The 14,643-nt window shown below is 32.4% G+C and carries 17 protein-coding genes; 5 read left to right on the forward strand and 12 right to left on the reverse strand.

What is annotated here, in order from left to right; all coding sequences use genetic code 11:
• The first annotated feature begins 14 nt into the window (after positions 1–14).
• A complete protein-coding gene (locus Q0787_RS10595; RefSeq protein WP_298902583.1) occupies positions 15–353 on the forward strand; it encodes a DUF2834 domain-containing protein in 339 nt (112 codons plus the stop codon).
• Positions 354–358: 5 nt separating this feature from the next.
• Entirely contained in the window at positions 359–1,258 is a 900-nt protein-coding gene (locus tag Q0787_RS10600; protein WP_298902584.1) for a DUF5050 domain-containing protein, read from the forward strand.
• Positions 1,259–1,408: 150 nt separating this feature from the next.
• Here Q0787_RS10600 and Q0787_RS10605 read toward each other — a convergent pair whose 3' ends face one another.
• The 7 genes from Q0787_RS10605 to Q0787_RS10635 form a co-directional block, all read right to left on the reverse strand.
• Positions 1,409–1,993, reverse strand: coding sequence for a short chain dehydrogenase (locus Q0787_RS10605; protein WP_298902586.1), 585 nt, complete (start codon positions 1,991–1,993; stop codon positions 1,409–1,411).
• A gap of 12 nt (positions 1,994–2,005) precedes the next feature.
• A complete protein-coding gene (locus Q0787_RS10610; protein ID WP_298902587.1) occupies positions 2,006–2,560 on the reverse strand; it encodes an antibiotic biosynthesis monooxygenase in 555 nt (184 codons plus the stop codon).
• The gene (locus Q0787_RS10615) at positions 2,557–4,008 is read right to left on the reverse strand and encodes an alginate export family protein (protein WP_298902589.1); all 1,452 of its coding nucleotides are present in this window, start codon (positions 4,006–4,008) and stop codon (positions 2,557–2,559) included. The genes Q0787_RS10610 and Q0787_RS10615 overlap by 4 nt, the downstream gene beginning before the upstream one ends.
• Positions 4,009–4,035: 27 nt before the next feature.
• Positions 4,036–5,145, reverse strand: coding sequence for an ABC transporter substrate-binding protein (locus Q0787_RS10620; protein WP_298902591.1), 1,110 nt, complete (start codon positions 5,143–5,145; stop codon positions 4,036–4,038).
• A gap of 38 nt (positions 5,146–5,183) precedes the next feature.
• The gene (locus Q0787_RS10625; protein WP_298902592.1) at positions 5,184–5,681 is read right to left on the reverse strand and encodes a hypothetical protein; all 498 of its coding nucleotides are present in this window, start codon (positions 5,679–5,681) and stop codon (positions 5,184–5,186) included.
• Positions 5,682–5,790: 109 nt separating this feature from the next.
• The gene (locus Q0787_RS10630) at positions 5,791–6,129 is read right to left on the reverse strand and encodes a phenolic acid decarboxylase (protein WP_298902593.1); all 339 of its coding nucleotides are present in this window, start codon (positions 6,127–6,129) and stop codon (positions 5,791–5,793) included.
• Positions 6,130–6,307: 178 nt separating this feature from the next.
• Complete coding sequence (locus Q0787_RS10635; RefSeq protein ID WP_298902594.1) at positions 6,308–6,892, reverse strand: hypothetical protein; 585 nt, start codon at positions 6,890–6,892, stop codon at positions 6,308–6,310.
• A gap of 327 nt (positions 6,893–7,219) precedes the next feature.
• Between Q0787_RS10635 and Q0787_RS10640 the strand changes: the two genes are divergently transcribed.
• Positions 7,220–7,630, forward strand: a complete 411-nt coding sequence (locus tag Q0787_RS10640; protein WP_298902595.1) for a hypothetical protein — start codon at positions 7,220–7,222, stop codon at positions 7,628–7,630.
• An 18-nt stretch (positions 7,631–7,648) separates the two neighbouring features.
• Here the strand turns inward: Q0787_RS10640 and Q0787_RS10645 are convergent, their stop codons facing one another.
• Entirely contained in the window at positions 7,649–8,698 is a 1,050-nt protein-coding gene (locus Q0787_RS10645) for an adenylate/guanylate cyclase domain-containing protein (RefSeq protein ID WP_298902596.1), read from the reverse strand.
• Between the two features lie 138 nt (positions 8,699–8,836).
• Here Q0787_RS10645 and Q0787_RS10650 point away from each other — a divergent pair, with 138 nt between their 5' ends.
• Positions 8,837–9,262 carry a TerB family tellurite resistance protein gene (locus tag Q0787_RS10650; protein WP_298902597.1) on the forward strand — a complete coding sequence of 142 codons (426 nt, stop codon included), beginning with the start codon at positions 8,837–8,839 and terminating at the stop codon, positions 9,260–9,262.
• A gap of 65 nt (positions 9,263–9,327) precedes the next feature.
• Here Q0787_RS10650 and Q0787_RS10655 read toward each other — a convergent pair whose 3' ends face one another.
• Entirely contained in the window at positions 9,328–10,158 is an 831-nt protein-coding gene (locus Q0787_RS10655) for a universal stress protein (RefSeq protein WP_298902598.1), read from the reverse strand.
• 56 nt (positions 10,159–10,214) lie between these two features.
• Entirely contained in the window at positions 10,215–11,231 is a 1,017-nt protein-coding gene (locus Q0787_RS10660) for a trypsin-like peptidase domain-containing protein (RefSeq protein WP_298902599.1), read from the reverse strand.
• A gap of 111 nt (positions 11,232–11,342) precedes the next feature.
• Here Q0787_RS10660 and Q0787_RS10665 point away from each other — a divergent pair, with 111 nt between their 5' ends.
• Positions 11,343–11,993, forward strand: a complete 651-nt coding sequence (locus Q0787_RS10665) for a hypothetical protein (protein ID WP_298902600.1) — start codon at positions 11,343–11,345, stop codon at positions 11,991–11,993.
• A gap of 8 nt (positions 11,994–12,001) precedes the next feature.
• On the opposite strand, the gene Q0787_RS10670 is transcribed toward Q0787_RS10665, so the two are convergent.
• Complete coding sequence (locus Q0787_RS10670) at positions 12,002–12,730, reverse strand: hypothetical protein (RefSeq protein WP_298902601.1); 729 nt, start codon at positions 12,728–12,730, stop codon at positions 12,002–12,004.
• Positions 12,731–12,811: 81 nt separating this feature from the next.
• A complete protein-coding gene (locus tag Q0787_RS10675; RefSeq protein ID WP_298902602.1) occupies positions 12,812–14,632 on the reverse strand; it encodes a pyruvate kinase in 1,821 nt (606 codons plus the stop codon).
• Positions 14,633–14,643 lie beyond the last annotated feature (11 nt).

The raw sequence follows: 14,643 nt of genomic DNA on the forward strand, positions 1-14,643 counted from the left end.
AATTAGCATTGAACATGAAAAAACGATTGTATTTAGTTCTCGCCATTGTAGGATTCATATGGCCTTCAATTTTAGTAGTGATAGAATCTGTTGAAACAGGGAATATTTTACTTTATACAGATTTTTCAGCAACGTTTAACGGTATGTTTGGAAATCGGATTTCTACTATATTTTCAATTGACCTTCTCTATGCAGTATGCGTGTTCTTTATTTGGTCATATAATGAAGCTAGAAAGTATAAAATAAAACAAGTATATCTGGTTTGGATACTTACCATGCTTTTTGGTTTGGCAGGCGGGTTTCCTTTATTTCTCTATTTTAGAGAAAAGCAATTAACACCTCAAACACATTAATATAAATGAAGTTATTCAATACAATAATTACGGTTCAGAAGTTCTCTATCGCACTATTAATGGCGCTTTGGGTTACAAATATCAAAGCACAAACCTATCGTATTTTATATACAAAACAGATTAACAATTCTGATAACATCTGTCTTATAGATACCAATGGAAATACAAAACAAATTACAAATCATTCAAGAAAAGACAGTAGTCCGATAGTATCTCCCGACGGAAACTTTATAGTATTTACATCCGAGCGTGTTGGGTGGTGGAAAATATGGACTTTAGACCTCAAAAAAAACGAGTACAAACAACTAACAACTGCCAGCAGTGCAGCCTATAGCCCTTCATGGTCGCCAAATGGGAATCATATTTTGTTCGTGTCCTCACAAACTGGGAATAGCGAAGTTTTTGTGATGGATAAGCATGGGAAAAACAAAAAAAATATCACTAACAATGAAGTTTCAGACACCATGCCTTTTTGGGGAATGGATAATATGATATATTATTCTTCTGAAATTAACGGAACTTATCAAATAGTAAGAATGTCTCCAAATGGAGATAACAAAGAAGTACTCACTAAAGATAAAGGTGATAAATTAATGCCACAATTATCAAATGATGGTAAGACAATATTGTATTATGGCAATGCAGATGGAAATTTTGAAATCTATACAACCAATATTGCTAATACTTCAAAAACACGTCTTACCAATCACCCTTTAATAGATATGAGGCCTAGATGGTCATCAGATGATAAGAAAATAGTTTTTGAACGCGGTAATAAAGGTGATAATCATCATGTGTTTATTATGGATGCTAATGGTAAAAATGTGAAACAATTAACGTTTTCCAATTACAATTATGCGCCATCGTTCGTTCCAAATACTGTTGACATATGGAAAGAAAAATAGTTTAGCAAAAAAACAAAACCCTTGTATTTACAGTAAATACAAGGGTTAATTGTGGAGTCAACGGGACAAAAGTCGAACTATTTTGATAAGGATTTAGAGAGAATAATTAGTAATAAATAAATTAAAAGACTAAGTTGCTTATTACTTCTATTACATATTCCAAAGTTTAAATACATTACCAGTTAGCTTCCCTTCAACACTTTTTACAAATTCATTTGCAACCATTTCTGCTGTAACTTTACCGTGCTCAGCAATATCAACGACAGGAGCTGCACTTACCACATTTAACCGCACGTCATTTTGTAAGTAAGGAGCCATTACTTCTCCAAAATTATCTATAAAGGCATTAAATGGACTTGTCGCCATACTATAAGAATTTGGATAATGATTTAAATAACCGCTGCTTAAAGTGAAAGAGCCTCCATAATTAATATATCTCAAACCTTCAAATACTAATCTTAGCTGACCTAGTAGCTTTCTCTCAATTCCTGATTGAAAATGTATTAAGTTCAAATCTTTGACATCTACAAAATCAGAATCTCTACCTGCTACACAACAAAGAGCATCAAAAGAACCTATTTGTTTGTACATATTCCTAACTGATTGCTCATCTGTATAATCTGCTTTTATATCCCCAGAACTTCTACCTACTTTAACAACTTCATGTTTTTCTGATACTTGTTTCACTATTTCCGAGCCAATTCTTCCATTAGCTCCAAATACTACTACTTTCATAATTTTTTAATTTTATTTATATAACCACGTACCAAACCATTTGGTAAGTGTTGGCATTACTGGATAGTTCATTAAACTAGAAATAACAATTACTTCAAAAAATAAAGCCAGTTCAAACGGTAATTTTTCAAATCCAGGAATCAACCAATTAAATAGCTTTCCTATAATGATTATCAATGGGTAAACTGCTATAATACCCATTAATACTTTTTTATAAAATGGAGGTTGTTTTATAATTGTTTCTTTTACATCGAAGAAGAACTCCATGCCTTGATGAAGACTAACTTTTGGTGGTGCCATTGTATATAACTCTACTTCCTTTAAATATTTTTTCAATGCTTCGGAATTAAGCCAATACTGTAAATTTTCTTTTGAATCAAATTGGAAAACAGTGAAATACTCATTCTCAACTCCTTTAATCTTTTTAGAGGATACACTAATAAATCCGTCAAATTTCCTCAGGTCTGAAATTATTCTTTCTTGCCAATTTTCAAATTCAGCTTGATAATTCAATTTTATTTTGTCAGACACAACAACTGACACTATATCTCTTTGAGTTTCCATCATATTTTGTATGAAGCAGTAATTGCTATATAAGTTAATTCACTACCGTTTTGCTCTTTAATAAATTTACCAGGAATTAGATATGAGAACTTACCATCAAAACTTAGGTTTCGATTTAGAGCCCAATACACATTTAATCCAGGATTATGCCCAATAAATTTGCCGTTATTGCTGGCACCTGTAAAAAGTAAAAACCCAGCAGGAGCATATACGCCGTCATTTGAGCTCGCTCTCCAAAGAAAATCCCAATCCATCTCTATACTTATTTGTTTTGTGAAACTTAATTTGAATGATGGGTGAATATCTAATAGATTGGCTGGGGCTATGGTTGCACTTTGTCCAAAGTAAGTGGGGTTTGTAAATAAAGAATTGAAAGTGTTAAGTTTACCATCATTGGCATTCTTATCTCCCATTATATAATCCAGCTTAATCCCTAATACAGGATCATATTTCTTTTCAGGAAAAGTGTAGTGGTAATCTAATTCAATAGCAAATGAGGAAATCCTTTTATGTCCAAAGCTACCAAACTGATACATTAATTCTGTATTATAGAAAAACCGCCTTCCATTTTTACCTGACATCCTAAACCCGATCGTATGCCTGATTTCTTCTGCTGTACCTATTTCGTACACATTTTGTTCTCTATATAGCCCTAAGTAATATAAATCGGTAAAACCATTCCCGTTTTTAATAAAGAACTTACTATATAGTCCCCAAAACCCCATTGCTTTATTTCTAGTATCATTAAATACATCAACATTAGGCAAAACTTCTTTTCCATAAAATGCATCAATAGAGGTTCTATTCTTTTTAAATCTTAAACGGGCAGCATCAAAACTTAAACGAATATTAGGCCCTTCTCGCATTCCCACAAGTCTGGATATACCATAGCTCATTTCCTGTCTTCCCAATCGCAGTGAGAACAACGAACCATTTATATTTACTTTTGACTCGACAAATAACTGATGCAATGTTAAAGGATCTTCTTGTGTGAATATGTTTCCTTCTTTAGATAAGAACCCATTATAGAACTCACTAAAAACCCTAAAGTTTTTAGTAATCTTTATGGACGCATGTAGTGCTATTCTGTGTGAATAATAACCATCACTTTTATTTGATTTCTTTAGAAATTGATGATTGAAATATTCAAATCTTGGTCGATATTGTCCTCCAAAGGATAACCAGATATTTTTTTTACGATTTAATGGTACAAACTTAATCGGATCAAACTTGTCTTTTACTACATAAACAGTATCTGAGTTTTGATGTTTTAAGTAAGCATAATCCTCTTCTGCTCTAAAAAAACTAATAGACGGTGTATTTAGACTATCTTGCTTTACACTTTGTGCTTGTAAAGCAGATAGCCCTATTAAATACATCGTTATTATCAAGTTTCTTTTCACCTGACAAAGCACGATGCCACTATCAATAACGTTTTTAATTGCGTTCATATCATGTCAGATGATTAGTGATAAGTCTTAGTTCTTTCTTTCAGGTTTTTCTGTGTAATCCATCTCCAGCGGTGCGGGACCTTCATATGGACCCACTAACTGCTCTATTTGTAGTCGGAAACGTTCAACCAAATCGCGCTTCAACATAAAGCGATGAAAATCTGCAGGTGATGTATTATAGTGCAGATGAGATTTGTAACCACCAGGTGATTCAATATCCATACGTGCTGGAAACTGTAACCACTTACCTTGAAATTCATCAGAGAGCATCCAATTTAGATAAAGCTTGGCCGCTGCTTTGTTCTTTGCATCGGTTGGAATAGCTGCAACTTGAAACCATGTTAAGAAATAATCTTCTTTTGGCAAAACAAGGCGAGTGTCGCTACCTTTCCATGGCACAAATGCCCATGACGTTGTAAAACTTGCGCCATACCAACCATTGTTAATAGCGACATAAGGCATAGATGTTCCACGCACCCAAGTTGGATTGGTAGCAACTAGTTTTTCCAAATACTCCCAGCCATATTTCTCTTTCAAGTTCCAGAACTGGTACAAGACAGCATCGTCAGTATGCGGATAGACTAAGATTACCTTTCCCTTCAACGCTGGATCGAGGTAATCCAAAGCATCTCGTGGGGCTTTGTCTTTATCGATTATTTTATTGTTAAATACATTGGTGAACGCTACACCGAATAGACCAACCCAATGTCCGTGTGGATCTTTATAATCAGGATAAATTTTCTCCCAATTCTTTGGCCTGTAGGACTCCAACAAATCGCGCTCAGTGTAGTAGTCGAAGTCGTGCAATGTTTGTAATTGTATGATATCAGGGACATTGGCTTTACTGTCTTCTTTACGAGCATTGTCATAACGTGATGCGTGATAAAAACTTAAATCGACACTGTGTGTAAGTTTAATTTTTGGAAAACGTTTTTTGAACATGTCCAAGTAATAGTCAGCTTGATCGTCCTTGTCGCCACCTGCTCGAATTACAAGCTCACCGCCATCTTTAATAGCATCAGCATAGAGTTCTTCTAATGATTTTGTTTCGATTTCTGCGTATTTTGTAACGCTCTGTGAAAACACTGCTGTACTCATAACAACAAATGCAATAATACTTGTGATAAATTGTTTCATGATTTCTATTTTTTTTAAACTGTTATTCCTTGTTTTATTCAGATCTGGTTTGTTACCAGCTTGTATGAAGCCATTGCAATCATTTTTATAGCTTCTAGTTCTTCTTTATTTCTTGGTGCATAGACCATAATATGCCCATAATCATTATTTGGGTAAATTCTATAATTTAAAGGATGATACTCTCCCCAGCCTTTTTCTATTACCGTTTCACAATCTTTTCTTCTAAGAGAAAGGTGATGACTTCCGCCACCATAGATGTCTAAAGGGTGGATATGTGTAAACTCTCGACCTGTTTTGAGGACATCAAAATTAGCGTTCGGATAATCGTCTTTAATCCATGCTGCTCTTGCCCCTCTTACCGATATTACAGTCGGGCGTTCTTCAATTAGTTCTAATGAGAATAGCCATTCTGCTAACTCATTAAATAGCTCTACACTTGAATTATCGGTGTGTTGAAGGTGAGGGATGTCTGGTCCTGTTTGGGGTCTTTCTCCTTTTCTTTGTGTTAAGTTTTCTAAACCATTTATTGTTTCCATATTATTAATCTTTTTATTCTCGTTTTGTTGCCCGCATGCAATTAGAAAGCAGAAAGAGATTAGAATTATGAATAGAGTTTTCATCATTATCTAGTTAGAATTTTATGGTTTATTGTATACTATCAATTACTCCAATAAGCGGATGCCATTCCCTGTCATTAGAAACAAAACCATAGACCCTGTTTTCCTTTAGGTTTAATGTTACTGTTACTGTCCAACCGATAGATTCTAGCCAAGAAAGTGTACATACATCTTCATTTACTTCTAAAACACAATATTCTTTATCAATTACCTCTTGACCCTTTTCAGCCCCTTCAAGACCTTTCCAATGGATATGGCCATTCGTCAATAGAGAAATCTCATACTTTCCATCTTTGAACGTTCCTTTAGTCCATGTCCAAGTGATGGTTTTTCCTTTTAAAATAGAAGTAGATTCTTGCCCTTTCATTTTATTCCTGTTTTACAAGAACAAAATTATAGCGTAGACTACCCTAAAAAGTTAATGTAGATTAACTTCGTATTATGAAGGCACAGTAAGTGGCGAAAGTATATAAGGAGTACTAGAGAAAGAGAGGTGAAGAATTGAGCGTTGTGTTTAATGGAAATCACTCATGGAAATCGAACAATTATTTTTTATTCTGCAAGTATTTAGTTCTCATTTTACTAAAAAATTGAGGAGTAACACCAAGGTATGATGCAATATATTTTTGCGATACTCGATGTTCTATTCCAGGAAACTTTAATAATAATTGCTCATAATTAAAAATGGCTGGCTTAGATACATAATGTAGCATTCTTAACTTTAAAGCCTTAAAAGCATTACGCACTAACTTTACTTCAGTAAATGCATATTTTTCGTTATTCTCATAAAAATTTTCCAAAACTTCGTTCCTTATTCTGAACAATTTTGTGGGTTCTATACTTTGGATGTAAACACCTTCAAGATTATAATGCTTTCCACCACCTGCCCAGTACTTTTCAGCAATAAAATTCAATACTACTTTATTGCCATTGTAGTCATACGTATAATTAATGAGCATGCCTTCAATAACAAGATAAGTGTATTTAGATAATTGTGCATTCTTTTGTAGAAGTTGATTTTTGTCAATTTCAATGTATTCGTAATGCTTTATAATCTCATCAATTTCTTCAGGTGTAAAAGTTTTGTATTTTTTATAGTAATCAAATAGAAATTGCTTCTGAAAATTCATGATGATTAATCTTTTAAGGGTATTTTATTTATAGTAAAGGACACTTAAACAAAAATACAGAATTAGTATGAGTAAATATTTTAGCTGCTCAAGAAGAATAGCCTATTTAATAAAAGCAATAAATAATTTTGTATAAAATTGTTAATCAATGAAGATGAATTCGGTTCAAAAATTTCTAGCTGATGAGATTAATAAAACCTCGTTGTTGGAGTAATGGATAGTGTCATACTGTATCTATAAAAATTGTATATTAAACCTACTATTGCATTTGGTTTAATGAGTAAAGGAAAAAAAGTTTAATAAAAGAGATACGCTAAATATTTATACATGAGTACAAAGAGTAAATATTATGAGGCCTATGCTGCAGTAATGAAGATTACACTTAGAGATGGCGATGCCTCAGAGGAGGAAAAAAGCTTCCTTCAAGTTTTTGGAAAGAAAATAGGAATTACGTCTTCAGAGTATTTTGACATTTCGGAAAATTACATGAGTCATAAAATAGTTGCGCCTTACACTTATGAAGAACGAATGGAGGCATTGTACAAAATCGTTGAGATAATTTATTCAGAAAAGACGATGATGAAAAGTACACGCATCACATGGTTAGAACGAATGGCTATTGCTATAGGATTTGATCCGAGTTACGCTAAAGAGATTATTACCAAATCATTAGAGCTATTTAGAGAGTGTTGCGATTTAGAATTCTATAAAACTGAAATCAAAAAAATAGGTGAATGATATTATTGATCAAAAAGATTATTTTATTTTTTTTACAGAGTACATTTTAACTTTTTTATTTTTCCCTTTAAGTAATATATCATCTTCGTAGGTGATTTTTAAGTTTTTGTCTTCTTGAATTTGGTCTAATACCTCTTTCGAAATTATCATTTCGGCATCTAAACGATTACATTCTCCCTCTAATCTGGAAGTTGTATTAATTGTATCACCATGATATGCTATTTCACGCTTAAAAACTCCTACCTCAGTAAGCATGATTTTTCCAGCATTAAGGCCAGCTTTAAACTCTGGAATAACACCATAGGTTTTCAAATAATAAGATTTCCTTTTGAGTAATGATTCTTTGAATGCAAAAAAAGATTCAATACAATTGTTGTTTTTTATTCCAGTATTCATATTCCAGGTCAAGACCGCTTCATCTCCAACATATTGATATATTGTTGCTTTGTATTTATCGACAATAGCTAAATCGTAAAAACAATCTTGTATGAGCTTGCTGTATTTTACATGCCCCAATTTTTCTGCGTAAGTGGTAGAACTTTTTAAGTCTAAAAACATAAAGATTTTCATACGTTCCCTAGGCGTATAGAACTTACCTGTCATCATTTTTAAAAGATTCCCTTTTCCCAAGGTTAAATCTATATAGGTGACTAGGTTAATGGTAAAATTAACAATTAAGGCATATACAAAGGCAATCCAAAGTCCTTCTAAATTGTTTAGAAACTCAATTATTGATCTACTTTTTTCTACTATGGTAAAAATCTTGAAGCTATAGAAAATAACAAACACCAAAAGTACAGCCGTAATAATTTGTAAGATTAGTGAATAGAGTTGTAATTTGATGAAAGACACCCTGTGTTTTACATATCGGTCAACTAAAAATTGGAGACTTCCAAATACAATGGCTTGTAAAAACCAAGTGATAAAAAAAGTTATAGTTTGATTAACTATATTTAGGTTAAGTACGTTATTCGTTTCTGGATTGAACTTTTGAATCATTAACCAAATAATGCTTGCAAGAAACCATCCAATAAAATAATTTTTAATAGTACTGGAATATGTTTTCATACATTATAATTAGTGAGGAATAACTTTATGTGCATCTAAATTAATGAATAAAATTGTTATGAAATAATTAGAAACGATTAGTTGAATTAAATTTTTAAAATATCTTATCTTTATCTTATAAATATTTAAACTTAACTTATGAGTTCACAAAATGCACATTTTAAAAGTCAATATCATGATGCCTTTGCAGCTATAATGAAGATTACATATAGAGATGGAAATGCTTCAGAAACGGAACAATTATTTCTTAAGCATTTATCTAATAAATTAGGAATATCTGAAAATGAGTATGATACCATAAACAATACTTATATGAACTATGATATTGTTGCACCATATTTACATCAACAGAGAGTAGAACATTTTTATAAAGTTGTAGAGGTTGTTTATTCAGATAAATATATTGATGGAGACAAACAAACAAAATGGTTAACAAGAATGGCTACAGCAATGGGGTTTGACCCGAGTAATGTTAAGTATATTGTAGCAAAATCATTGGATCTATTTAATGATAATTGTGATTTTGAAAGCTATAAAGAAGGTATAGATAATATGATGATATGATTATTATATAAAAAAAACCTAAACTATAATTTAGGTTTTTTTTTATAATTCAAATTTGATTCTATTTATAATTTAAAAGTAATTACAGGAAGCACTGCATGATTTACAACATCTTCAGAGATGCTTCCTCCAAAAAAGTGACTTAAACCTGTTCTACCATGAGTTGTCATAGCTAATAAATGAGCTCCAGTTTTTTTAGAGTGATTTAAAACACCATCTTCAATTGAATAATCAGAAGTATATTTAATGCTTTCTTTCCAGTTTTTAGCATCAGCTTTTTCCAAGAATTGATTCGCTTTAGTTTCAATTTCATCAGTGCTTTGGAAACCATTGTGAGGTGTATTCACGTGCAGTAATGTAACATTGTTACCTAAAACATTTAATAAATTACTCGCTTTCTGAAACGCAGGAATACTATCTTCTGAAAAATCAGTAGCTAAAACAATATTGTCAAAATCTACGTTTGTATTCTTAGATTTAACAACCAAAACAGGAGTATCACTATGCCTTACAACCTTTTCAGTATTAGAACCTGTGAAGATCCCATCATGATCACTATGACCTCTAGAACCCATTACAATCAAGTCAGCACCTTCTTGTTTAGCAACAGTATCTACTTCTTTAAATACTTTATGATGTTTGATCATTGGAACAACATCAATACCGCTTAAATAATCTTTATCAAGGAAACTTTCAAAAGTTTTGTTTGCTGATGCTAACATAAATAACATTTCTTCTTGTCTGTCAGAGCTAGATTCAGAAAATATAGATTCTGATAATTCCAACATATTCATTACGATAAGTTGTGCGTTATGCTTTCTTGCTAATGCTGCAGCTGTTTCTAGAGCATATTCTGAATGCTTTGAAAAGTCCACAGGTAGGATGATTTTATTCATAGTGTTTTGGTTTTATTAAATGTAAAAGTATGAAAAAAATGAACATTCATAATAATTCAATTATTCTTTAGAGTCATAATTTTACCTGCCCTTAAAATGGTAACTTCAAATTTTGGATCTACTGCTAAACTTTTTGCAAATTCAGCTAATTTCACAAGTGATTCATCTGTCAATTCAAATTTAATGTCGTTAAATGCTAAGATGATATCACCTCCAACAATAAGTTTTTTATTATTAATTACAAGCTCGGTATCACCACCTTTAATTCCCATTTCACCAAATATGGATAAAGTTACAACGCGTTGAACAAGTAAGCCACTATTTTGTGGTAAGTTGAAAATTTTTGCCTCATTGGCTGTTAAAGAATATAAATCAGCACCTAACCAAGGCATTTTATTATTCAATAGAAGATTGGCGGCCAGATTAGAACTACTTGCATACCCAATACCATCAAACCCTCCCGTTTTTGACTTGATGTGACTTACGATTCCAATTACTTCACCTTCTAAATTAAACATCGGACCTCCTGAGTTACCTTGATTTATAGCAGCATCTGTTTGAATAAATTCTGTGTTTGTAAATGGGTTTTTCCCTAGATTTTGTCTTTTGAAAGCACTAATGTACCCAGATGATAATGAAAAGCCAACACCAAGAGGAACACCTATTACAAATATTTGTTGACCAATTTTCATTTTGTCAGAATCTCCAAATGAAACAGTAACCGCATTTATTTTTGGTCTAAATAATTCGATTAATGCGATATCGGCACTTTCATATGAGGATACCACTTTTGCTGGTATTGTTTCTCCATCTGAAAATTTTACGACTAAAGATTCTGGCACTGTAACAACATGAGCAGCAGTAACTATTAATTTATTAGAAATCATAAAACCAGAACCCAAACCATTTGTACTTACCTTCTGCGAATTATTGGTTTGGTTAGTTGTGATGGTTTTTTCTTGAGTTAAAATTGCGACTACTGCAGGACTTACTCGTTCGTAAATTTTTGAAAGGTCTTGAGCATTGAGCACAAAACTGAAGAAAAAAGTGATGATAATCAATTTGCTTTTCATAGGAAAATAAAATGTGTTTTGATAGAAAATGAATATCTTTATATAGGTCTAAGTTAGGCTATTTTTAGTATAACTGAACTGAAATATTCATTTTTAATTTCTAATTACGTTATGAAAATTTTATCCATAAAAAGTGGTTTTATTATCTTTTCTATTTCTTTTTTGATTTTTAGTTGCGCTCCAAGACTGTCATCTAGTTTTGTAAAAGAAGGGTATACAGATAAAGCATATTCTAAAATAGCAGTTATTGGGATAAGTAATGATTTGACACCTAGATTAGCGTTCGAAAGAACAGCTGTTAGTTTATTTAAAGACAATGGCATTAATGCGGTTCATGGTATAGACATGTTTCCTCAAAATATGAGTAAGGAAGATCAACAACCAGCAAACCTGATGAAAATAATTAAGGATAATAATTTGGATGGTATTATTACCATGAGCTTAATTGATACGAATGATGGTCATCGCTACCAACAAGGTAATAGTTACTCTGTGCCTGCTGGTTACTATAGAGTTGGAAGACATATTTATACACGTTATATTACCGTTAATGAACCAGGATATTATGTGCCTACAAAATCATATGTTATTGAAGCTGTTTTATATAACTTAAAAGGGAAATTGGTAGAAGGGAAGGAAACTTGGGTTTGGACAGGTGAATCTGCTTTGGTTAATCCTTCTTCGTTGCAATCTGCTGCGCTAACCTTTTCACGAGAAATGGTTGGACAGATTATTAAAGATGAAATAATTATTCCAAAATAATTTTCTCATTAGAAAGCATAGCCTAGTTTTATTCCATAGCGCCAAGCAGGAAGCGTAATTTTAGTTTCTTGATTACCATTAACTCTAAAATCGGGATCAATAAAATCTATGATGCCTATATCTTGCAATGCTTCTGATAAATCATCGTAAAATGCTTGAGGTACAGCACTTATTTCTGTTAAGGTAATTCTATTAGTACTAAATCCAGGGCCTGCAAAAATTAAGTCAATAAAAAAACCTTTTTTTAGCTGCCATTTATATCCAAGTTCTATTCCAAAAACAGAAGATTTTAAGTTTGCATCAATTAAAATTTCACTGACTTCATCATTTCTAGATCTATATACGCCTCCTAAATCTGCACTTGCGTCTTGATATTTAAAATAAGCACCTAAATACAAACCATTGAGACCTGATTTACGTTTTTGAAAATACCATCGAAATTCAGGAATAATCTTAAACCCTGAAAAATTCAAGTCATTAGAATCAAAGCGATCAAAACTTATTTGAGTAACCTCAAATACGCCAGAAGACCCTTTATATCCAAAAGACACACCCAAAGATGTATTAGCTCCTATGCCACGTTCATAATTTGCTTGAAATGTTCCGAAAAGTGGAAGTATTGGATCAACGCTTATATAGTTTTTTACAATGTCTAAATCTTCATCTTGAGCAAAACTACTATGTGAAATCAGGATTAAAGCGGAAGTGAGTAAATAAATATATGTATTAGGTTTCATTTTTATAAGGTTTGACGACAGTGCTTTAGGTGTTGGTTTTTCTGAACAAAAATTGAGTGATATAGTTATGAGTTAGACAAGTTAAGCTTTTTCCATCTTAGGAAGCATGACTTCATTTTTTTCATGATAATGTTCCATGTTTGATAGAATTTTGGTTAATAATTGGAGAACATCACCCATATAAGGTCCTTTGTTTAACATAATACATTCAGCTTGAAGTGAGTATACTGCATCAGTGATTTCTGACCTAGATGGTAATCCTTTTTTTGCGAAGTTTTCTAATACTTGCGTTGCCCAAACTACTGGGATATGAGCAGCACTACATAGTGCTAATATTTCCTCTTGAATTCTACCAATATTTTCCCAGCCAGTTTCAACGGCCAAATCTCCTCTTGCGATCATAACGCCAATTTGTTTCACCTTCATGGCAGTTAATAATATCTCTACAAGATTATCAAAGGCAAACCGCGTTTCAATTTTTAAGATAATGCTTAAAGAATTAGTGGCATTCCATTTTTCTAATTCCACAAGTAATTCTTCAACGTCTTCTTTAGAATTGACGAAAGAAAAATTAACGACATCAGCATTCTTAGCTACAAACTCTAAATCAATCTTATCTTTTTCTGTCAAACCACTAATACCAAGATTAGTTGTTGGAAAGTTCATTCCTTTTTCGGCTTTTAACTTAGAGCCTGTATCTTTTGCTCTTGTAATCTGTATTTCCATACGGTCATCAAGAATCGTATCTATGCGGCCTTCAATTTTGCCATCATCAAATAGAATGATGTCACCTTCTTTGATACGATTAAACACTTCTGGAGTTTGACAAGAGATATGAGCATTTTCGATTAACTTTCCTTCATCGTCATATACAGCAGGATTACCAAGAACGTTTTCTTTTGTAATGATAAGACTATCATTTGTCTTTAATAATATGTGTTGCTCAATTGAAGGTAATTCTCCAACAGGAGTATCCAACATGCCAGATCTATTACAACAAATTAATGTTCCTGTTTCTATGTATAACGTTTCGTAACAATGAACAGTTGCCTTATTTTTTGATGCTTCTATGACTTTGAGTTCTCTATGCTTGCCTCTCGAATCTTTTAAAAATAAAACATCATCCTTCTCTAACTTATTTAGCCATTCTTCGGAAATAGGTAATGAGTTGTACTCTGAATTTTCCATTATGATCGGAATGAGTTCAATTATAGCAGGATTAGTTATTTTGCCTGATCCATCTCTTTTAGGTGAGAATTTTTTGATTTTTGGACCAGGAGTAATATGGCCAGTTCTAATTTTTGGCCCTGCTAAGTCCATTGTTATTTTTATGGTTTTACCATGAGCTTTAGATGCCTTTTTTATATTGTTTATAATTTTTTGCCAAACTTCTGGTCCGTCATGCGCACAATTAATTCTAGCGCAGTTCATTCCTAAATCAACCATTTTATGAACCATATCATAATCATAGGCAGCCTGCGTTGGCTGAGTTACCATTATTCTGACGCGTCTCCCTTTAGACCGAAATCCTAAAAGTTCTTTTGAATGCTTGTTTAATAAACGTTTTCCATTTTTAATTGATAATCCAGGTTTAATTGTATTTGGCGGTTGCTCATCCAATAGTTTATAGAGAACAAATCTAGTTTTTATCAAACTAGACATAATATGCCCTTCTGCTTTTGCTAATCGCGAAAGACCTAAATTCTGCAATTTTTTTTGAAGGGATCTTAAATCTACTTTCCTAAGACTGTTGTAATGGACTAAATTTCTGGCACTCTCTAAATAGTAGACGTGAGCAGATTTAAAAGGATCTTTAAAGCGCTGTTCTTCATGAATAAGAGTTTGAATAAGAGATTCAATTTGTACTATAAGTTTGTTTATCTTATTAGGATTAACGTTCATTTTTTAATTAT

This window comes from uncultured Psychroserpens sp. (assembly GCF_947492715.1).
Taxonomy (GTDB): Bacteria; Bacteroidota; Bacteroidia; order Flavobacteriales; family Flavobacteriaceae; genus Psychroserpens.

Excerpts from the sequence above, each read along its gene's own strand:
- Q0787_RS10660 (WP_298902599.1), bottom strand. The coding sequence starts at position 11,231 with ATGAAAAGCAAATTGATTATCATCACTTTTTTCTTCAGTTTTGTGCTC.
- Q0787_RS10595 (WP_298902583.1), top strand. The coding sequence starts at position 15 with ATGAAAAAACGATTGTATTTAGTTCTCGCCATTGTAGGATTCATATGG.
- Q0787_RS10610 (WP_298902587.1), bottom strand. The coding sequence starts at position 2,560 with ATGATGGAAACTCAAAGAGATATAGTGTCAGTTGTTGTGTCTGACAAA.
- Q0787_RS10600 (WP_298902584.1), top strand. The coding sequence starts at position 359 with ATGAAGTTATTCAATACAATAATTACGGTTCAGAAGTTCTCTATCGCA.
- Q0787_RS10630 (WP_298902593.1), bottom strand. The coding sequence starts at position 6,129 with ATGAAAGGGCAAGAATCTACTTCTATTTTAAAAGGAAAAACCATCACT.
- Q0787_RS10635 (WP_298902594.1), bottom strand. The coding sequence starts at position 6,892 with ATGAATTTTCAGAAGCAATTTCTATTTGATTACTATAAAAAATACAAA.
- Q0787_RS10650 (WP_298902597.1), top strand. The coding sequence starts at position 8,837 with ATGAGTTCACAAAATGCACATTTTAAAAGTCAATATCATGATGCCTTT.
- Q0787_RS10655 (WP_298902598.1), bottom strand. The coding sequence starts at position 10,158 with ATGAATAAAATCATCCTACCTGTGGACTTTTCAAAGCATTCAGAATAT.
- Q0787_RS10605 (WP_298902586.1), bottom strand. The coding sequence starts at position 1,993 with ATGAAAGTAGTAGTATTTGGAGCTAATGGAAGAATTGGCTCGGAAATA.
- Q0787_RS10625 (WP_298902592.1), bottom strand. The coding sequence starts at position 5,681 with ATGGAAACAATAAATGGTTTAGAAAACTTAACACAAAGAAAAGGAGAA.
- Q0787_RS10645 (WP_298902596.1), bottom strand. The coding sequence starts at position 8,698 with ATGAAAACATATTCCAGTACTATTAAAAATTATTTTATTGGATGGTTT.
- Q0787_RS10620 (WP_298902591.1), bottom strand. The coding sequence starts at position 5,145 with ATGAAACAATTTATCACAAGTATTATTGCATTTGTTGTTATGAGTACA.
- Q0787_RS10670 (WP_298902601.1), bottom strand. The coding sequence starts at position 12,730 with ATGAAACCTAATACATATATTTATTTACTCACTTCCGCTTTAATCCTG.
- Q0787_RS10615 (WP_298902589.1), bottom strand. The coding sequence starts at position 4,008 with ATGAACGCAATTAAAAACGTTATTGATAGTGGCATCGTGCTTTGTCAG.
- Q0787_RS10675 (WP_298902602.1), bottom strand. The coding sequence starts at position 14,632 with ATGAACGTTAATCCTAATAAGATAAACAAACTTATAGTACAAATTGAA.
- Q0787_RS10665 (WP_298902600.1), top strand. The coding sequence starts at position 11,343 with ATGAAAATTTTATCCATAAAAAGTGGTTTTATTATCTTTTCTATTTCT.
- Q0787_RS10640 (WP_298902595.1), top strand. The coding sequence starts at position 7,220 with ATGAGTACAAAGAGTAAATATTATGAGGCCTATGCTGCAGTAATGAAG.